Origin of the sequence: Butyricimonas synergistica DSM 23225 (genome assembly GCF_000379665.1) — a bacterium.
GTDB classification, from domain to species: domain Bacteria; phylum Bacteroidota; class Bacteroidia; order Bacteroidales; family Marinifilaceae; genus Butyricimonas; species Butyricimonas synergistica.
Window position 1 is genome coordinate 395,680 of sequence record NZ_KB903367.1, and the last position, 17,920, is coordinate 413,599.

The window sequence follows — 17,920 nt, forward strand, 5'->3', positions numbered from 1 at the left end:
CTGCAACTAGCATATGGAGCGGAACGTGATAACGTTCCGCTTTTATTTTTTAACTTTAGACTTCTTCTAAACTTTTCCTATCTTTGTGGGGATAGAATAAGGAGAGAAATGGAGAATAAGCCTTTAGCAGAACGAATGCGTCCCAAGTCTTTAGAAGACTATATCGGGCAGCAACATTTGGTAGGACCGGGAAAGGTACTTCGGAAAATGATAGATTCCGGGGTGGTATCGTCTTTTATCTTGTGGGGTCCCCCGGGAGTGGGGAAGACCACTTTGGCGATGATTATTGCCGAACAACTGAATCGTCCGTTTTACGTGCTGAGTGCCGTGAGTTCCGGGGTGAAAGATGTTAGGGAAGTAATTCAGAAAGCGGAAAGCCAGCGTTTTTTCAATTCGCCGAACCCGATCTTGTTTATTGACGAGATTCATCGTTTCTCGAAAGCGCAGCAGGATTCGTTGTTGGCGGCTGTAGAGAAAGGGACTGTGACGCTTATTGGTGCAACTACCGAGAATCCTTCTTTCGAGGTTATATCGCCTTTGCTCTCCCGTTGCCAAGTGTATGTGCTGAAATCGCAGGAGAAAAAGGATCTGGAAGATTTGATTGATCGTGCTTTGGCTAAGGATTATTATCTCAGCAAACGGAATATCACGGTGAAGGAGAAAGAGGCAATGATCTCATACAGTGGCGGGGATGCCCGGAAATTGTTGAATATTCTGGAACTCGTGGTGAATGGCTTGGGAGAAGGAGATATTGTTATCGATAACGAAGCAGTACACCGGGAATTGCACGAGAACCCGCTGATGTATGACAAGGATGGGGAACAGCATTATGATATGGTGTCGGCGATGATTAAATCTGTCCGGGGTGGTGACCCGAACGCTGCCGTTTACTGGATGGCTCGAATGTTGTTAGGTGGGGAAGATCCGAAGTTTATCGCCAGGCGTCTGATTATTTCTGCCGCCGAGGACATCGGATTGGCGAACCCGAATGCTATCTTGATAGCGAATACTTGCTTCGAGGTCGTGCACAAGATCGGGATGCCGGAGGCTCGTATCCCTCTGTCCGAATGTGTCATTTATCTTGCCACTTCCCCGAAAAGTAATTCGGCATATTTAGCTATTGATGCTGCTATGGCTACGGTAAAACAGACGGGTAATTCGCCCGTGCCCTTGCATTTACGCAATGCCCCAACGAAATTGATGAAGGATTTGAACTACGGGCAGGATTACAAGTACCCGCATGACTATCCTGGTAATTTCGTGGAACAACCGTATTTACCGGAAGAGTTGAAGAATAAGAAATTCTATCATCCACAGCAGAACGCACAGGAAGTAAAGATATTGGAACGCTTGAAAGCGTGGTGGAAGAAATACAGGAATAATTGAAAATGCAAAATTGTAATATGGATAAGTTGATAAATCAAGAGATGTTTTTTTTGTTAGCCGGACCTTGTGTGATCGAGGGGGAGGAGATGGCTTTGAATATTGCGGAACACGTGAAGAAAGTTACTGATAGATTGGGGATTCCATACGTGTTCAAGGGGTCGTTTAAAAAGGCGAATCGTTCTCGGTTGGATTCCTTCACGGGGATTGGGGACGAGAAAGCGTTGAAGATACTGGCTAAAGTGAGAGAGGAATTGCATATTCCCGTGGTAACGGATATTCATACCGAACGGGATGCTGAAATGGCAGCCGAGTACGTGGATGTATTGCAGATCCCGGCGTTCCTATGCCGTCAGACGGATTTGTTAGTCGCTGCCGCCAAGACCGGAAAGATCGTGAACATCAAGAAAGGTCAATTCCTTTCACCCGAGTCCATGAAGTTTGCTGTCGATAAGGTTCGGGAATCCGAGAATAATAACGTGATGGTTACGGAAAGAGGAACCACGTTCGGTTATCAGGATTTAGTGGTGGACTTCCGGGGTATCCGTGTGATGCAACAAGCTTGTCAATGCCCCGTGGTGGTGGACGTGACCCATTCCCTGCAACAACCGAACCAGTCTTCCGGGGTAACCGGGGGACAACCGGAATTGATCGAGAGCATTGCCAAGGCTGGTATTGCTGTCGGGGCGGATGGTATTTTCATTGAAACTCATGCCGATCCTCGCTGTGCCAAATCCGACGGGGCAAATATGTTACGATTAGATTTGATTGACGGGTTGTTGGAAAAACTCGTGAGAATCAGAAAGGCATTATAAAAGAAAAGGGGATTTAATCGATCCCCTTTCTTTTATTTCAAGGCAGCTAAAGCCGCTTTGTAATTTGGTTCATGCTTGAGCTCGGGTACAAGTTCGGTGTAAATGATTTTCCCGTTCTCGTCAATGATAATGACAGCTCTGGCTAGTAATCCTGCCATCGGACTGTCTTTTATGGCAACCCCGTAGTCTTTCCCGAAAGTAGCGTTTCTGAATGCCGATAGGCTGGTGAGATTTTTAATTCCCTCTGTCGAGCAGAACCGGGATTGGGCAAACGGAAGGTCTTTGGATATTGCCAGAACGACCGTGTTCTCCATGTCGGCAGCCTTTTCGTTAAATTCTCTCACGGACATGGCACAGGTCTTCGTGTCAAGGCTGGGAAAGATATTCAATAATACTCGTTTACCTTTAAAATCGCTTAACGAGATGTCTTTCAATTCCCCGTTCACGAGAGTGAAATCCGGAGCTTTATCACCGACTTTCGGGAAGGTGCCGTCCAATGTTATTTTGGCACCACCTAACGTGACCGTGGTGATGAGAATTACTTTTATTAGAAAATTTGTAAATACCATAATTCTTTGTTTGAGATTGTTTTTAATTGTAGTTTATTCTTCTACGTAAATCTCCAGTAATTGTGTTACATCATCCGGGTATAACGTGAGGTTTTTAAAGCAAGCGGGTACAAGCACCGTTTCGCCTTTATTCACTACCACGGGTTCACATTCTCCGGTGGTGATCGTGAATTTTCCTTGCAGGCACATGTAAATCACGAACGAGTCTAATCGCACGTATTCTTTCTCTATATCCCGGTCGAAAACGAGCAGGTTGGTCGTGAAATAAGGGCATTTCACCAGCTGCACGGATGTATTGTCTTGTGGCGTGTAATCCACTTTATGCTTGGGGTGATAATGATAGTCGATTACGTCCGTTGCCAAGTCGGTATGCAATTCCCTTAAATTGCCGTCGGCGTCTTTCCGGTCGTAATCGTATATCCGGTAAGTAATGTCGGAAGTTTGTTGTATCTCGGCGATAAAGCATCCCTTGTTGATGGCGTGAACCAGCCCGGCAGGAATGAAGAAACTATCCCCTTTCTTTACTTTTTCCGTGTTTAATAGTTTCATCAGTTCGTTGGAGCGTAAGGCTTGCAGGTATTCCGCCTTATCGGTTTCCTTGTTGAATCCCATGACGAGTGAGGCGTCTTTCTCTGCATCTACCATGTACCACATTTCAGTTTTCCCGTAGGCGTTATGGCGTTCCTTGGCGGTTTCGTCGTCTGGATGCACTTGGATCGAGAGATTATCGTTGGCGTCGATGTACTTGATTAATAACGGGAATTCTATACCGAATTTCTCGTACACGCTGTCACCGACAAGATCGCCCATGTACACCTCTATCAATTCCTGCAAATCGTTGTCGGCAAGAATTCCGTTCGAAACGACTGATATGTTATCTTGCACTGCTGAAATTTCCCAGCTTTCACCGATGGATTCCTCGTGTTGTTCACTCTTGTAACTTAATCTTTCTCCTCCCCATATCTTTTTTTTGAGAATAGGATGGAATTTTAACGGGTATAACATGATTTATTTCTTTATTAGGCATAATTATTGTACAGAAAACAAAGATAGAAATTTTGTAGTTGGGGTTTGTGATTTATGATGTAATTTTGTGGTTAGAATTACGCTAATATTATAAAAACGGAATGAAATGAAGAAATTAGGTATGTTAAGTATCATCGCGGCAGGAATGTTCCTGGGTGGGTGTAGCGATGATGACAAAGAGTTTCAATTGGATACCAACCGGATGACAGGTGTCGATTGGTATTATAACGGGGGAACGAGTGGTAATCGTCTTTCGTTCACGGATGAAAATGTATTGGATATAAACCGTTTTGATAAAAATGGCGAAATTAGGGGGCTTGATATACGAGGACAAGCCGATACGGTTGCCGGAGTTTGGAGGGACGAGGGGCTGAACACGCTCGCCGTGGAATGGAAGGATGGAACCACGGATAAATGGACGGTACTTGAATGTAATTCCAGAGATTTTATCGTAACAAATAAATGGGGGAAGAGAGAATATGAATCCAAACCCTCTTACCTCCAGAATTTAACAGGAGATGCATTTTGGTTGAATTATTTTGAAGGAGAGGCAATCAAAACGAAGTTAGGTTTCCAGGTATCCGGCAACACGAGTTTGCGTGCGGGATACGTTTACGCTTTGTTGTCTGATGACAAGTCCGGGCAAATCGAATTAGTGAATAACAATAGTAATATTTGGAGGGGAGAGGTTGCAAATTCTGTCGAGAATCGTCGAGTACGTTTTTCTTGTAGAGTTGGGTCAAAAAATTACGTGAAGTTTGACGAACGAATCACGAATGAGAATTTTGCCCCGGTAAGACGTTCGGATATTGATTTTAAATGTTCCAAGCCCGTGGGGGTATCTAATAAATGGGAGTATACTTGGAATAAACTCAACGATGAAAATGTGTACTACAAAATAGAAGTATACTCGAAAAATAATGTGTCTGATATTTATTTCGAGAGTTATTTATTTGCTTATGATGGAAAATATCCTCTTGATGAAAACACAAATGGAAAGCTCAATAGATTGAAGGAAATTAATGCTAAAAAAGATTACGAGGTTCGTTTGACTGCGATTATGTTAGAATCGGGAGTCGCCTATAACAGTACAATAGCAGAAAATAGGGTTCAAGCCGTTATATACATTACGGGAAACTTTGATACGAAGTAGTGACACGATTACGTAATTGTTGAATTTGCGTAGTGTATTTGCTGAGAAGGGGAAAAGAATAGGCTTTGTATTTCTTGTACAGTTGTAATTACAATTCATCTACACTTCACGAGTCGGTTGTTATTCCGGTGTTATGTAAGTGTTACTCTGGAGTTGTAGCCTATTCTCTCCCTCTTCTCTGCTTTTTTCCACCTTGTTTCTCTCGTTAAGGAAGTGAAAAGAAATCCAGTATCGTTTGTGCCAGTCTTTCAGGTTGTTCGCTATGAATCCAATGTCCGCATCCCGGGATTTCTTTTATACGGGCTGCCGGGAATTGTTCTTGCAGGCAATCGATACCTGTTATCAGGTTGGATTGCTCGCCTTTGATAAATAGAATCTCTTTCTCGTACTTATCATGAGTGAGTTGCCCGGGGCAACCGCTGATCTCGTCAAAATGTTGGCTGAGTACCCGGTGGTTGATTTTCCATTCAAAGCCGGAAGGAGTCTTCTTGATATTTTTCAAGAATAATTGTTGTGAACGCTCTGTCTTAAAGTGTTGTTGTATGGCTTCTCGCACTTCTTCCCGTGTGGTAAAGTGGGTAAAATCGAAATTTGCCATAAAATCAATGATCCGATTGTGGCTTCCTCCATCCCGTTGCGAGTAGGATACGGGTGCGATATCCACGATAATAGCTTTGTCCACGATATCTGGTCTTTTTAGCAATAACGCCATCACGATTTTGCCACCCATCGAATGCCCCACGATACGCGGAGGCTCGGGAAGGCGTAAATCCTCGATTAGTTCGATAATATCGTCGCTCATGACCTCGTAATTCATTTCGTCGGCATGAGGGGACTGCCCGTGATTCCGAATATCCGGTAAGATAACTTGAAAACGGTCTTCTAACGAATGGGCTATGGGAAGCCAGTTTTCAGAGGCTCCCCATAATCCATGTAGAATCAATAAAGGAGTTCCTTCTCCGGTTGTGCGAAAAAATAATTTCATGGTGGTTGACGCTGTTTATTTCTGCAAATTTACAAAGAGGGAATGAATAATGCTAATTTGAAATTATTCTTTGAATTCTTTGAGTTCATCCAGGCTTTTTTGGATGTTGTTGCAATGTTTTTTGTAGAAAAGTTTATAAAATGTTATCATATAAATAGGAATTAAAATAGTTATAGATATAAGAAGAATTGCAAACCAAGGATAATTCTGCGCATGAGCGGTAATAAAGCGAGTTGTAAGTAAAATTATTAGTAAAAAGATACTCACGATATATTCTTTTTGTGTCCAATACCGATAAGTATATATGATTTTAGACAATTGAAAGATGTTTTTATTTTCCATATTGAATTTTCTTAACCACCAAATTTTAATGCTTGTCCAAAGAATAATACAGCAAAAAAGAACCATAAGTGTTATAATCCAAGGAAGTGATGGCGGATATTTTACAAGTTGTATTAGAATTAGGAAAGTCGGGATAATGGCGAATCCTATGGCAAGAGAAATGATTTCCACGTAAAAAAGTTTATTGTATGACGAGATTGTACGTTTTTGAAGCATATCTTGAATAATCTTTCTGTTTAATATCTCATTTTTCTCCAGTTGTTTATTCAATAATTGCCAATTGAGTTTTAATTCTTCGAGTTCCATAACATTATAGATTATTCGTTAGACATTCTTTTTAATTTTTCTTTTATTCGACAGAGTCGAGTTGCCACGTTAGTTAGCGACAAACCCGTGATATTCGCTATTTCTTGATATGATTTTTCTTCTAGGTAGAGAAGGATAAGAGCCTTTTCCAAATTTCCTAGGCGATTGATAAGGTTATATAACTCATGAATTAATGCAATTTCATTGTTATTATCAATAATGGTTTCTAGTGTTGCTGATAGAGGTACAAATTTTGGAGATTTCGAAAATCGCCTGAAAAATGAGATGCAGGTGTTCAGTGTAATTTTGTATATCCAAGTCGATGCTTTACATTCATTGCGAAATCGGGGATAACTGCGCCATAGATTTAATATGCTCTCTTGGTACAAATCATTCAAATTGTCCTTATCTTTCGAATAGAGGTAGCAAACTTTATAGATGACTCGTTGATAATTTTCAATAAGTGCTATGAATTCGTTTTCTAGTTCTATGTTTTTCATATTTAGGATTCTTTGTCTTATTAGTCGCCATGTATAACAGAAAATCACAGGTAAGGTCGGAAAAATTGTAGAATAAAAAAAGACCGCCTTTCCGGGCGGTCTTTCCATATAGAACTAAGTAGAATTAGTCTTTCAATTTAGCTTTCAAGAACTCTCTGTTCAAGCGGGCGATGTGCTCGATAGAGATGCTCTTCGGACACTCTGATTCGCAGGCTCCCGTGTTGGTGCAGTTACCGAATCCCAATTCGTCCATCTTGGCAACCATTGCTTTTGCACGGCGGGCTGCCTCGATCTTTCCTTGCGGGAGAAGAGCTAATTGGGATACTTTTGCTGCCACAAACAACATGGCTGAAGAGTTCTTACAAGTAGCGGCACAAGCTCCACAACCGATACAAGCGGCTGCATCCATAGCCTCGTCGGCAGCCGGCTTGGCGATTGGAATTGCGTTACCGTCAGGTACACCACCCGTGTTCACGGACACGTAACCTCCGGCTTGCAGAATTTTCTCGTAAGCGCCTCGGTCTACGATCAAGTCTTTGATTACCGGGAATGCCCCACAACGCCACGGCTCGATCGTGATTGTTGCGCCTTCGTTGAAACGACGCATATGTAATTGGCAAGTAGTCACGTCATCGTCCGGTCCGTGTGCACGTCCGTCGATAAACAAACTACATGTACCGCAAATACCTTCGCGGCAATCGTGGTCGAATGCCACCGGTTCTTTGTTCTCGCTTACCAGTTGTTCATTCAGAATGTCCAACATTTCGAGGAATGAACTACCGGTTGAAATATTATGAATCTTGTAGGTTTCAAAACCGCCTTTCGACTTTGCGTCTTTTTGACGCCAGATCTTTAGGGTTAGTTCTTTTAATATTTTATCTGCCATAACGATTTTTCATTTAAGATTATTTATAAGAACGTTGAGCTACCTGAATGTTCTCGAACACGAGCGGTTCTTTGTACATTTCGGGTTCCTTGTTATCTCCCTTGTATTCCCAAACGGAAACGTACTGGAAGTGCTCGTCATCACGTTTTGCTTCACCTTCTTCGGTGACGGATTCCAGACGGAAATGACCTCCGCAGGATTCGTTACGATTGAGTGCATCCAATGCCATCAGGTGTGCGATATCGATAAAGTCTGCCACACGTCCGGCTTTCTCAAGCTCGTTATTCATGGCGGTAAACTCTCCGGTTACGCGCAAATTCTTGTAAAATTCTTCTTTCAACTCGGCGATCATTTTGATTGCTTTCTTCAAGCCCTCTGCATCACGAGCCATTCCGATATAATCCCACATGATGTGTCCCAACTCTTTGTGGAAGTGATCCGGTGATTTCGTACCCTTGATGTCATACAATCTACGCAGATGGTCGGTAACGTTCTTTTCAGCAGCGTCGAACTCCGGCGTATTGGTTTTGATTTTCGGAGTTTGAATGTCATGAGCGAGATAATCTCCGATCGTGTACGGCAGGATGAAATATCCGTCAGCCAATCCCTGCATCAATGCGGAAGCTCCCAGACGGTTAGCCCCGTGGTCAGAGAAGTTACATTCTCCGATGGCGTACAATCCGGGAATCGTGGTCATCAGGTTGTAGTCTACCCAAAGACCTCCCATGGAGTAGTGGATAGCCGGATAAATCATCATCGGGTTGTTATACGGGTCAACAGCCGTGATCTTCTCGTACATCTGGAACAAGTTCCCGTAACGTTCTTCAATTGCGTGTCTTCCTAAACGTTCGATCGCGTATTTGAAATCCAGGAATACGGCTTTACCCGTGTTGTTTACCCCGAATCCGGCGTCACATCTTTCTTTAGCGGCGCGGGAAGCCACGTCACGCGGAACAAGGTTTCCGAATGCCGGATAACGACGTTCCAAGTAGAAGTCACGATCTTCGTCCGGGATATCGTTCGGGTTTAAAGTACCGGCTTGCAATTTCTTGGCATCCTCGATTTTCTTCGGAACCCAAACACGTCCGTCATTACGTAATGACTCGGACATCAAGGTCAACTTACTTTGTTGATCCCCGTGAACCGGGATACAAGTCGGGTGAATTTGCACGAAGCAAGGATTCCCGAACATGGCTCCGCGTTTGTAAGCTTGCCATGCGGCACTACCGTTACATCCCATGGCGTTGGTTGACAGGAAGAACACGTTGCCGTACCCTCCGGTTGCCAATACCACGGCATGAGCCCCGAAACGTTCGATTTTTCCGGTAACGAGGTTGCGGGCAATGACACCTCTTGCTTTTCCGTCCACGATAACGATGTCAAGCACCTCGTGACGGGTATATGATTTGATTTTCCCTTTTTCGATCTGGCGGTTCATGGCACCGTAGCAACCTAACAACAATTGTTGTCCGGTCTGACCGCGGGCATAGAACGTACGGCTTACCAAAGCTCCTCCGAAAGAACGGTTGTCCAAAAGACCGCCATAATCGCGGGCGAAAGGTACACCTTGAGCGACACACTGGTCGATGATGGCGTTACTTACTTCGGCAAGACGGTAAACGTTAGCTTCCCGCGCACGGTAGTCACCACCTTTGATTGTTTCGTAAAATAGTCTATATACAGAGTCGTTGTCATTCGTGTAGTTCTTGGCAGCGTTGATACCTCCCTGTGCGGCGATAGAGTGTGCACGACGGGGAGAATCCTGATAGCAGAACGTTGTCACGTTATATCCTAATTCAGCAAGGCTGGCTGCAGCAGATCCTCCGGCGAGCCCGGTTCCCACGATGATAACATCTAATTTCCTTTTATTAGCGGGACTAACAACTCCGATATGTGCTTTGTGATTCGACCACTTCTCGGCTAACGGTCCTGCTGGTATTTTAGCATTTAATTCTGTCATAACCTTTTAATTTTAAATTTACTGATTCTGTGATTTTATGATTGCCGGTTAGAAAATCACTAAATCGGAAATCACGAAATCACTAAATTGTGTTAGTTCGCCAGTCCAAGCATGAAATAAAGCGGAATGATACTGAATCCTGCCGCGATGATGAAAGCGAAGATTTTAGCAACACATTCTAATCTTTTTCTCCAAATCTGGTTACTGAAACCGATGGATTGGAATGCTGACCAGAAACCGTGAGTCAAGTGAAGTCCCAGGAAAATGCCACCCAAGATGTAAAGTAAGCAATAGATAACGCTTGATTTGAACAAACCGGAAACTAATGCATAGGTGTTTTCCATAGCGACCCCGTCTACTGTGGTTTCAGCTAGTGGTGTCCCTAATGACGGGAATTTGATGTTCCACCAGAAGTTCCACAAGTGGATAGCCAAAAAGATCAGTACCAGCCCCCCGAGAATGTACATGTTTCTGGATGACCAGGTGCAGTTGCCTGCTTGGTTGCGGCGGTCATACTTGATAGGGCGTGCACTTCTGTTTTGAAGAGTCAGGATCGAGGCCAGCACGATATGGAAAATGAATCCGATGGCAAGAATCGGTTCCACGATCTTGATGATGGGATTCGTAGCCATGAAATGGGCCCCAATGTTGAATAAGTCCCCACTATTATCCACAATCAGTAGTAGATTTAGTGCCAAGTGGACGCACAAAAACGCAATAAGAAAAAGACCTGAAATACTCAGGAGCATCTTTTTCCCAATCGACGATGTTAAGAAATTGCTCATAATGTAGATCTATTTATTGATAACTATTTATATTCTTTATTCGTGCACAAAAGTATCTTTTTTTCCGTCATGTTAAACGCTTCTTGCTATTTTAAAATCATTCTAAATATAAAGAATTTTTTCTCTAATGAGTGGGGGGAATGGACTCTATTTCACGATTGCCTCGTAAATGATTTCTTGAATTTTTGTACGGATATTATCCTTCATAAGTTTGTCATTAAACTCGTTAGGATACGTTCTGTTGGAAAGAAAGATATATATGAGTTGGTTTTCCGGGTCGTTCCAGGCAATAGCCCCAGTGAACCCCGTGTGACCGTAACTCGTGCAGGGTGTTCCTTCACAAGTAGGTCCTGTTTTATCGGGGAGAGTTTCTGGCTTGTCGAACCCCAAGCCCCGGCGGTTTTGCTCGGGCGGTAATTGGGTACAGGTGAAAAGGTCGATGGTAGCGGAATCTATTATTTGTTCCCCGCCGTATTGGCCGTGGTTAAGGTACACGCTCATGATTTTAGCCAGATCTTCTGCCGTGGCAAATAGTCCGGCATTGCCCGATACGCCACCCATGAGAGCTGCTATCGGGTCGTGCACGTAGCCTTTCAACACGGACTTTCGGAACACGTTGTCGTCGCTCGACGGGATAACCCGGTCCATGTCGAGGTGCAGATGGGCATTAAAACCGGAATTGTAGGCTCCCAATCTTTTTAGAAAATGATCCCGGCTGTACACGTCGAAAGGGGTGATGGTTTGTTCCTCCACGATATCTTTTAGAAGGACGAATCCGAGGTCGCTATACGTGTATTTTTTTTGTGGCAACAAATCCGTGTTCAGCAGTAAAGTATGGATAGAATCCTGAAAATGACGGTGCATATAAAAATGGGGTGAAACCAGTAGATAGTCTTTTCCGCCTTTGAAACTGAACGTGCTATCACGGTATTTGAAACTCGGATTGACATACAATCGCTCCCGTAGTTTCTTCGTGTTCGTTTTCGTGTATTTGCTCGTAAACAACCTGCCTTGCATTTTTTCCCAGTCGATGGCATGGCTGAAAAATGAAAAAGAAGCCTTTAGGCCGGCGTTGTGAAGAAGCAATTCCCGAATAGTCAGGTCTTTCTTGTTGGATTGCGAAATTGCGTACGAGTAACGGGATATAGGAGTATCCAAAGCTATCACTTGCTGGTCGTAAAGCATCATGACAGCCGGCAAAGTTGCCGCAATCTTCGTGATGGAAGCGATGTCGTATATATTATCTGTCGTGTTTGCTTTTTTTTTGTCGTAGGTATTGAAACCGAAAGCTTTGTTGTAAACCACATAGCCGTCTTTTGCCACCAGTACCTGGCAACCGGGGGTTGCTTTCGCTCGAATGGCTTCCTGGCACACGCTGTCGATGCGATATAATATTTCGGATTGCATCCCGCTACTCTCGGGTTTATGGTATCCCAGGCGTACTTTAGGAGTAGATAACCCGGTTCCGACGGGAAAATAGTAATTAATGCTCACGGGTAACTTCCCGTTTACATGAATACCACCGAAGATGGCTTGTGCCGCGAATTCCTGTGCCGGAGTATCATGAGAATAACTTAATAGAATAGCGTCCAGTGGAAGGTAACTGTAAATATCCAGACCGTAGGGGGTAGCCGGGTGACAGAATATAACTCGTTTCCCCTTGAGTTGTTTCAAAATGCCGGATAATACCTGCGAGGAACCGAACTGCCGGGATATGGTGTTGCGGGCGGCACTATTGTACACGATCACGCAATTGTAATCGGATAGATCTTTCAATAGTTCTTCAATGGCGTCCTTGTTTGCCCCTGCCTGAATGGAGAAATGGGCACAAGGTGCGTATTTCTCCAACATCCCTTCAAAAGCTTTGGCTTTCCGATCCCCAAAATTGAGGGAAGCAATACGCAGAGTATCCAGATTGGTGAGAGGAAGCAGTAAATCTTTATTTTGAATAAGTGTAATAGCTTCCGCGTAGGTTTCTTGCAACAGAGCTTGGTCTGCCGGGGTGTTCAAACGGGAAGTTAGCATGACCGTGTCAATCGTACCCGTGTTAGGGAGTACGTATTTTTCTTTTGCGGCAAGAACCCGGCGACATTTCTCGTCTATTTCTTCTTCCGTGAGAATACCTTTGCGGATAGCTGCTTTGACTTTCTTGACCGTGGCTTCCACGTTTTCCGGGAAAAGCAATATGTCATTTCCCGCCACGAGAGCCTTCACGTCAGCTTCGCCGGGAGAGTTCCCTTTTGTAACCCCTTTCATGTTCATGGCATCCGTGAAACATAGCCCGTCGAAATGCATTTTTCCCCGTAACAAATCAGTTACGATATGCCGGGACAAGGAAGCAGGTATATTGGTCGAGTCATACGAGGGAACGTTTAGATGAGCGACCATCATGCCGGGAATGCCGGCAGCTATCAATTGCCGGAAAGGATATAGTTCCACCGTGTCGATACGGGCTACCGAGTGTCTGATAAGGGGAAGGGCAAAATGTGAGTCGGTGTCGGTATCCCCGTGACCGGGAAAATGTTTCGCTACCGCCATGATTTGTTGGGATTCCAGTCCTCGGGTGTATTGTAAAGAACGGTTTCCTACTTCGTCTTTTTTCTCCCCGAACGACCGGATTCCGATGACCGGGTTTTTAGGATTGACATTGATGTCGGCAACGGGAGCGAAATTCACGTGTATTCCCATGGTGTGGCATTGCCGTCCGATGGCTTGCCCGATGCGGTATATCAGGTTCGTGTCACGAATTGCTCCTAACAAAGTTTGGTTCGGAAACTCCATGGCTGGTTTTATACGCCACCCCACGCCGCTTTCAGCATCCATACCGATCATCAGTGGAATGATAGCCTGTTGCTGGTAATCATTCGTCATTAGGGCTTGTTTTTCGGGACTCCCTTGAAAAAAGATGATACCACCGATATGGTATTTTTCTAATGTTTCACCTAATTGTTTTTCATACAAGCTATCCTTGTTGCTGTATGCAGCAACCATAATTAATTGCCCGATCTTCTCTTCCAAACTCATGGTATTCAAGGTGGAATCGACCCATTGCGATTGAGCACGCCCTGTCATCGGGCAGGCAAGCAAGCAAAATATAGCGAAAAACAGAATGAGACGGTACATTAATTTAGATTTTAGATTAACTCGATTAGTATGGAAAAGTGCGGTAAACAATCTTGTTTGCCGCACTTCTCTATACTAATCGAAATTAGATTATTTCAACAATTCAGCAACTTTTTGCTTCAATTCTTCGCCTCTTAAGTTTTTAGCGATGATCTTGTTGTTTTCGTCCAACAATAAGGTTGCAGGAATGCTGGTGATGCTAAATAATTTAGCCGGTTCAGCTTGCCAGCCTTTTAAGTCAGAACCATGTTTCCAGATCAAACCATCTTTTTCGATAGCTTCAACCCATTTCTCTTTGTTGTTATCCAAAGAAACACCGAAGATTTCCAATCCTTTCGGGTGGTATTCATTATAGAGAGCCACGACATTCGGATTCTCGCCACGGCAAGGACTACACCATGATGCCCAGAAATCAACTAATTTCACTTTACCTTTGATATCATACAAAGAGATTGCTTCTCCTTCCGGAGTCGTAACCGTGAAATTCGGGGCAATTTGTCCTACTGCAGTTTGTTCTAGTTTTGCAATTTGTGCAGCGATAGATTTACCGTGAGTACTAGCTTTAGCGTTTTCACCGAGAAGGGCGAATCTTGCTTTCAAGTCGTCTAATTCCATTTGACCCATGGCAGATGCGATTACGAAAGCGGCAACATAAGTGTCTGCGTTAGCTTTGAGCAATTCCAATTCTTTTGCTTGAGCTGCTTCAACAATTTTACCAAATTCTTCTTGAATAGCTTGCATCTTAGCTTGGTCTTGAGCTTGGTTTGCTGCTTGGAATTCGCCTTGCAATCTCATTTGCTCTTGCATGATGCCTTGGTTAATAGCAGAGAATTGATTATATAGTTTTTGAGCTTCCCCACCTTCAATTTTCAATCCGGTTTGGTCAGCATTTATCGTGATATTGGTGTTTTCAACCATAACAGGGATACCGCCTTGTTGTCCGGGGAAAACGATATAAGCAGCGGTAACTCCGTCTACTTTACCAGCAAACTCGAAAGCACCGTTAGCGATGTCTGATTTAGCTAAAGTATCCACTTTGTTATCTACAAAAGTCACAAGAGCTGCTTTGGGTACCTGTATCCCCTGAACATTCCCGGTTACTTTGAAACCGCTTTGTGCGTTACATGCTGCAAGAGTCATACTAGCAGCAACGATTGATAATAAAATCTTTTTCATGTGTTTTAGTTTTCTTAAATAGATATTTAATATGCCATTAATTAATCTTGGCTTTCATGAACCACAATTCCTTAAAGGCAATGTTTATTCTTAGTTTTACGTATTTTTCCATAATCTGGTTGTTCTTGTGCGTACCTCTCATTCCTAGGTCTACGGCAATTCCCAGCATCAACTCTTGATAAGGTAAGCGAACTGGAATCTGTGATCCGATGGTTATCCCGTAAGTATTGATGTCTGTTAAGTTAAATTCCAGATGGGAACGGGTAAAATAGGCTCCAGCCATATATTGGTTTCTTTGCCACCAGTAACGTCCTACGGCATTAGGTTGATAGAAACTGCCTATTGCTACTTTATGATAGTTCTGGTATTCTTTATTCGTCCCGAATTCCTCGTACTGTGACATATTTTGGAAAGTATAATCTCCGGCAAACAACCATCTTTTATCATATTGAAATGACGCTCCGGTCGTGATCCTAAAAGGATAAAAGATCGTTCCGTTTTCAGTGGCTTCATCGTTTAGAAGAATGGAATTGCCGGATGCTACACTTGTTTTGTAGGCTTGGAATGTTCTTCTTGCATGCAGGGGTGTCCCAAAGTTGAAACTCGTTCCTAGCGTAAGATTTGACTTTTTACCGATATTTAAAGGTAATTGTGCACCCAAAGTAAACAATGCTGCGCTCATTTGAGTGATCGTTTGAGTTTTCAAATAATAACCGCTTGTCATGGGAAGTAACATCATAGTTAAGCGATCATCCACTTTCCCGAATAGATAGGACACGTTTGCCCCCACGGATAATTTACCCAACTGATATCCCGCTCCCAGATAGGCTTCATTAAGACCGCCACTTCCTTCCACTTGTTGCGTGCAAAATTGGCTGAGGTCTCCTCTGACCACGTCTGTATAATACACGTCGAATCCTCGGTTAGACCGTTGCAGAATACCGAAAGACATGAATAATTTTTTGTATGCCCGAAAAGCCATACTAACCGCTCCGTTTTGAGCAACTTTGTAATTTGCATGTGTTTTATGGGATGAAATATCAACGTATTCCCCGGTAATTCCCGTTTGGAAATAAAAGCGTACGGAATCCAATGCCGTGTAAGATGCAGGATTCATGAAATTGATGTTATAATTATCCCGCATAGCGGCAGAAACTCCACCCATTCCAATATATGCTCCATAGGTGTCTGGTAATAATCCGAAGCCCTCTTTAGAATAAGGGGTTCCGGAACTATTTTGCCCGAACACGTAAGTAGTCATTAATAATAGGGTAATACTTGCTAATATCTTTCTCATAAATTTTATATTTGAAACCTCAGTTCTTTTTTACTTGTAGTGGCTATAATAAATACTTAATATCGGTTCTTCTTTCAGTATTACTCGTTGCAGCGTGTTGGCTACATTTCCTGTGAATATCTGGTACGAGGGGGCATCGGATAAACCGTAATAGCTTCCCGGTAAACCGACTAATAAGTAGATTTCCGGTACTATCGGGTTGCCACCTTCCACTAAATTGACATAGTAATCCGTAATGTCGATGATATATGATTTCGAGTTGGGGTCAACTGAGTTTTGTGAAAGTGTACCATATATAACATTTTGTCCGGACATATCGGTTAAAAGTCCCTTGATATAATTGTCTTTGGTTATAATATAGACACCTAAATTTTTGGGTTCAGGAATATTGTTCTCCTGCAAATCTGTATTTACGCGGAGTTCGATTTCAGCCTTCATGATCGTTTGATAAGCGGCGGCGTCAGCGACAAAAGGAACTTTTATTTTTGTCATGAACCCGTTCAACCCTTCAATAACTGCCATTTTGAGATCATCAAAAGGCTTCGATTCCTTGAAGGTGATATCCTCGAATTTCGTTGTGGGATCATAATTTATATGCGTGAAAGCGTACGTATTATTTACGAGAGTGTTCGTGTTTTGTCCACTAGCGCAAGGCCAGGTATAAGTAGTCATATCTTCGCCTTCGACCGCTCCGATGTGGTAATGAAATTTTAATTTGAGATTGGAAGGATCAATATTCATCAAAAGCGAGTTGTCTTTACCAGGAACGATCGCTAAAGCTCCAAAGTCTTCCATGAATTGAGGATAATTTATTTGTTCTAGTATAGGGTCTCTCGAGCGCATAAGGTCGAACAAAGTTTTCCCAAAGTCATAATTCAGTTTGAAATAGGCTTGAGCGATGTTATCTTTTTGCGGATAGAGAGTCAGTGTTGCGAGTTTCTCCCCCAGTTGCAATGAATCGATATTACAAAGAATGGGATTGTAAGGATCGAATTGTATATACTTCTTATCTTTGGTTCTGTATAACTCGAACGTTTGGAACGCTGTTGAGTCCCCCGCCAATGTTTTCAGATAAGGGATTGTTAAGGTTAGAGAATCAAATTCGCAATTATTTTCCCACGTGATAGAAGATACAAAGCCTTGAGGTGCCACTTGAAAGTAGGGAATAGTCGCTATCGAACCGGTAAGATTATCCGTGATCTTTCCCATGACGAGAGGGGATACCGAAGAACTGGATACATTGGATGTCGGAAACGAATCCAATCTTATGGTTGATGTTTCTTCCATCACGAAACGCTTGACTTCTATGAAATTTTCGTTGGAAATTAAATCATCCCCGATAGTGGAAAGATTATTGTCACACGCATATAATAGTAACAGAAAACTCGCAATAAAGAATATTCTCATGTTTCTTGATTTTGGTTTAATAACAAGGTGCGAAGGTATAATTATTTTCCAAAAAATCGACATTTAGAATTGTATTTTATCTAACAGGAGGTTAAAAAAAGAGAAGACAGTACATTTCTCTTTTTTTTTGTTGGATTTAAGGATAAAATATGTAGTTTTGCCTATTGAAAAAAAAGAACGTTTGAAGCAGGACGTTTAACGGATAAA

15 protein-coding genes are annotated in these 17,920 nt (G+C 43.0%); 3 read left to right on the forward strand and 12 right to left on the reverse strand.

The genetic code is table 11. From position 1 onward, the window contains the following. Window positions 1-108: 108 nt before the first annotated feature. Window positions 109-1,386 (forward strand): replication-associated recombination protein A, encoded by a 1,278-nt coding sequence (locus A3CY_RS0114060; RefSeq protein ID WP_018338568.1) that lies wholly within the window; start codon window positions 109-111, stop codon window positions 1,384-1,386. A gap of 17 nt (window positions 1,387-1,403) precedes the next feature. Continuing rightward, window positions 1,404-2,198: a 3-deoxy-8-phosphooctulonate synthase gene (kdsA, locus tag A3CY_RS0114065; protein ID WP_026207682.1), complete on the forward strand. Its 795-nt coding sequence runs from the start codon at window positions 1,404-1,406 to the stop codon at window positions 2,196-2,198. Between the two features lie 32 nt (window positions 2,199-2,230). On the opposite strand, the gene tpx is transcribed toward kdsA, so the two are convergent. After that, a complete protein-coding gene (tpx, locus tag A3CY_RS0114070) occupies window positions 2,231-2,767 on the reverse strand; it encodes a thiol peroxidase (protein ID WP_018338570.1) in 537 nt (178 codons plus the stop codon). Between the two features lie 33 nt (window positions 2,768-2,800). Continuing rightward, a complete protein-coding gene (locus A3CY_RS0114075) occupies window positions 2,801-3,772 on the reverse strand; it encodes a type I phosphomannose isomerase catalytic subunit (RefSeq protein ID WP_018338571.1) in 972 nt (323 codons plus the stop codon). A gap of 127 nt (window positions 3,773-3,899) precedes the next feature. Here A3CY_RS0114075 and A3CY_RS0114080 point away from each other — a divergent pair, with 127 nt between their 5' ends. After that, the gene (locus A3CY_RS0114080) at window positions 3,900-4,946 is read left to right on the forward strand and encodes a hypothetical protein (protein ID WP_018338572.1); all 1,047 of its coding nucleotides are present in this window, start codon (window positions 3,900-3,902) and stop codon (window positions 4,944-4,946) included. 205 nt (window positions 4,947-5,151) lie between these two features. Here the strand turns inward: A3CY_RS0114080 and A3CY_RS0114085 are convergent, their stop codons facing one another. The 10 genes from A3CY_RS0114085 to A3CY_RS0114130 all read right to left on the reverse strand — a co-directional run bounded on the left by A3CY_RS0114085 (window position 5,152) and on the right by A3CY_RS0114130 (window position 17,713). After that, window positions 5,152-5,931, reverse strand: a complete 780-nt coding sequence (locus A3CY_RS0114085) for an alpha/beta fold hydrolase (RefSeq protein WP_018338573.1) — start codon at window positions 5,929-5,931, stop codon at window positions 5,152-5,154. Between the two features lie 63 nt (window positions 5,932-5,994). Next, window positions 5,995-6,579 carry a hypothetical protein gene (locus tag A3CY_RS0114090; RefSeq protein WP_018338574.1) on the reverse strand — a complete coding sequence of 195 codons (585 nt, stop codon included), beginning with the start codon at window positions 6,577-6,579 and terminating at the stop codon, window positions 5,995-5,997. 11 nt (window positions 6,580-6,590) lie between these two features. Beyond that, window positions 6,591-7,079, reverse strand: a complete 489-nt coding sequence (locus A3CY_RS0114095; RefSeq protein ID WP_026207684.1) for an RNA polymerase sigma factor — start codon at window positions 7,077-7,079, stop codon at window positions 6,591-6,593. Between the two features lie 124 nt (window positions 7,080-7,203). Next, window positions 7,204-7,965 carry a succinate dehydrogenase/fumarate reductase iron-sulfur subunit gene (locus A3CY_RS0114100; RefSeq protein ID WP_018338576.1) on the reverse strand — a complete coding sequence of 254 codons (762 nt, stop codon included), beginning with the start codon at window positions 7,963-7,965 and terminating at the stop codon, window positions 7,204-7,206. A 19-nt stretch (window positions 7,966-7,984) separates the two neighbouring features. Beyond that, entirely contained in the window at window positions 7,985-9,925 is a 1,941-nt protein-coding gene (locus tag A3CY_RS0114105; protein WP_018338577.1) for a fumarate reductase/succinate dehydrogenase flavoprotein subunit, read from the reverse strand. A gap of 92 nt (window positions 9,926-10,017) precedes the next feature. Then, entirely contained in the window at window positions 10,018-10,710 is a 693-nt protein-coding gene (locus A3CY_RS0114110) for a succinate dehydrogenase cytochrome b subunit (protein ID WP_018338578.1), read from the reverse strand. A 147-nt stretch (window positions 10,711-10,857) separates the two neighbouring features. Further along, the gene (locus A3CY_RS0114115) at window positions 10,858-13,833 is read right to left on the reverse strand and encodes a glycoside hydrolase family 3 N-terminal domain-containing protein (protein WP_018338579.1); all 2,976 of its coding nucleotides are present in this window, start codon (window positions 13,831-13,833) and stop codon (window positions 10,858-10,860) included. A gap of 90 nt (window positions 13,834-13,923) precedes the next feature. Next, a complete protein-coding gene (locus A3CY_RS0114120) occupies window positions 13,924-15,009 on the reverse strand; it encodes a TlpA disulfide reductase family protein (protein ID WP_018338580.1) in 1,086 nt (361 codons plus the stop codon). 37 nt (window positions 15,010-15,046) lie between these two features. Further along, a complete protein-coding gene (locus A3CY_RS0114125) occupies window positions 15,047-16,306 on the reverse strand; it encodes a hypothetical protein (protein ID WP_051082732.1) in 1,260 nt (419 codons plus the stop codon). Window positions 16,307-16,336: 30 nt separating this feature from the next. After that, window positions 16,337-17,713 carry a DUF4270 family protein gene (locus A3CY_RS0114130; RefSeq protein WP_018338582.1) on the reverse strand — a complete coding sequence of 459 codons (1,377 nt, stop codon included), beginning with the start codon at window positions 17,711-17,713 and terminating at the stop codon, window positions 16,337-16,339. Window positions 17,714-17,920: the final 207 nt, after the last annotated feature.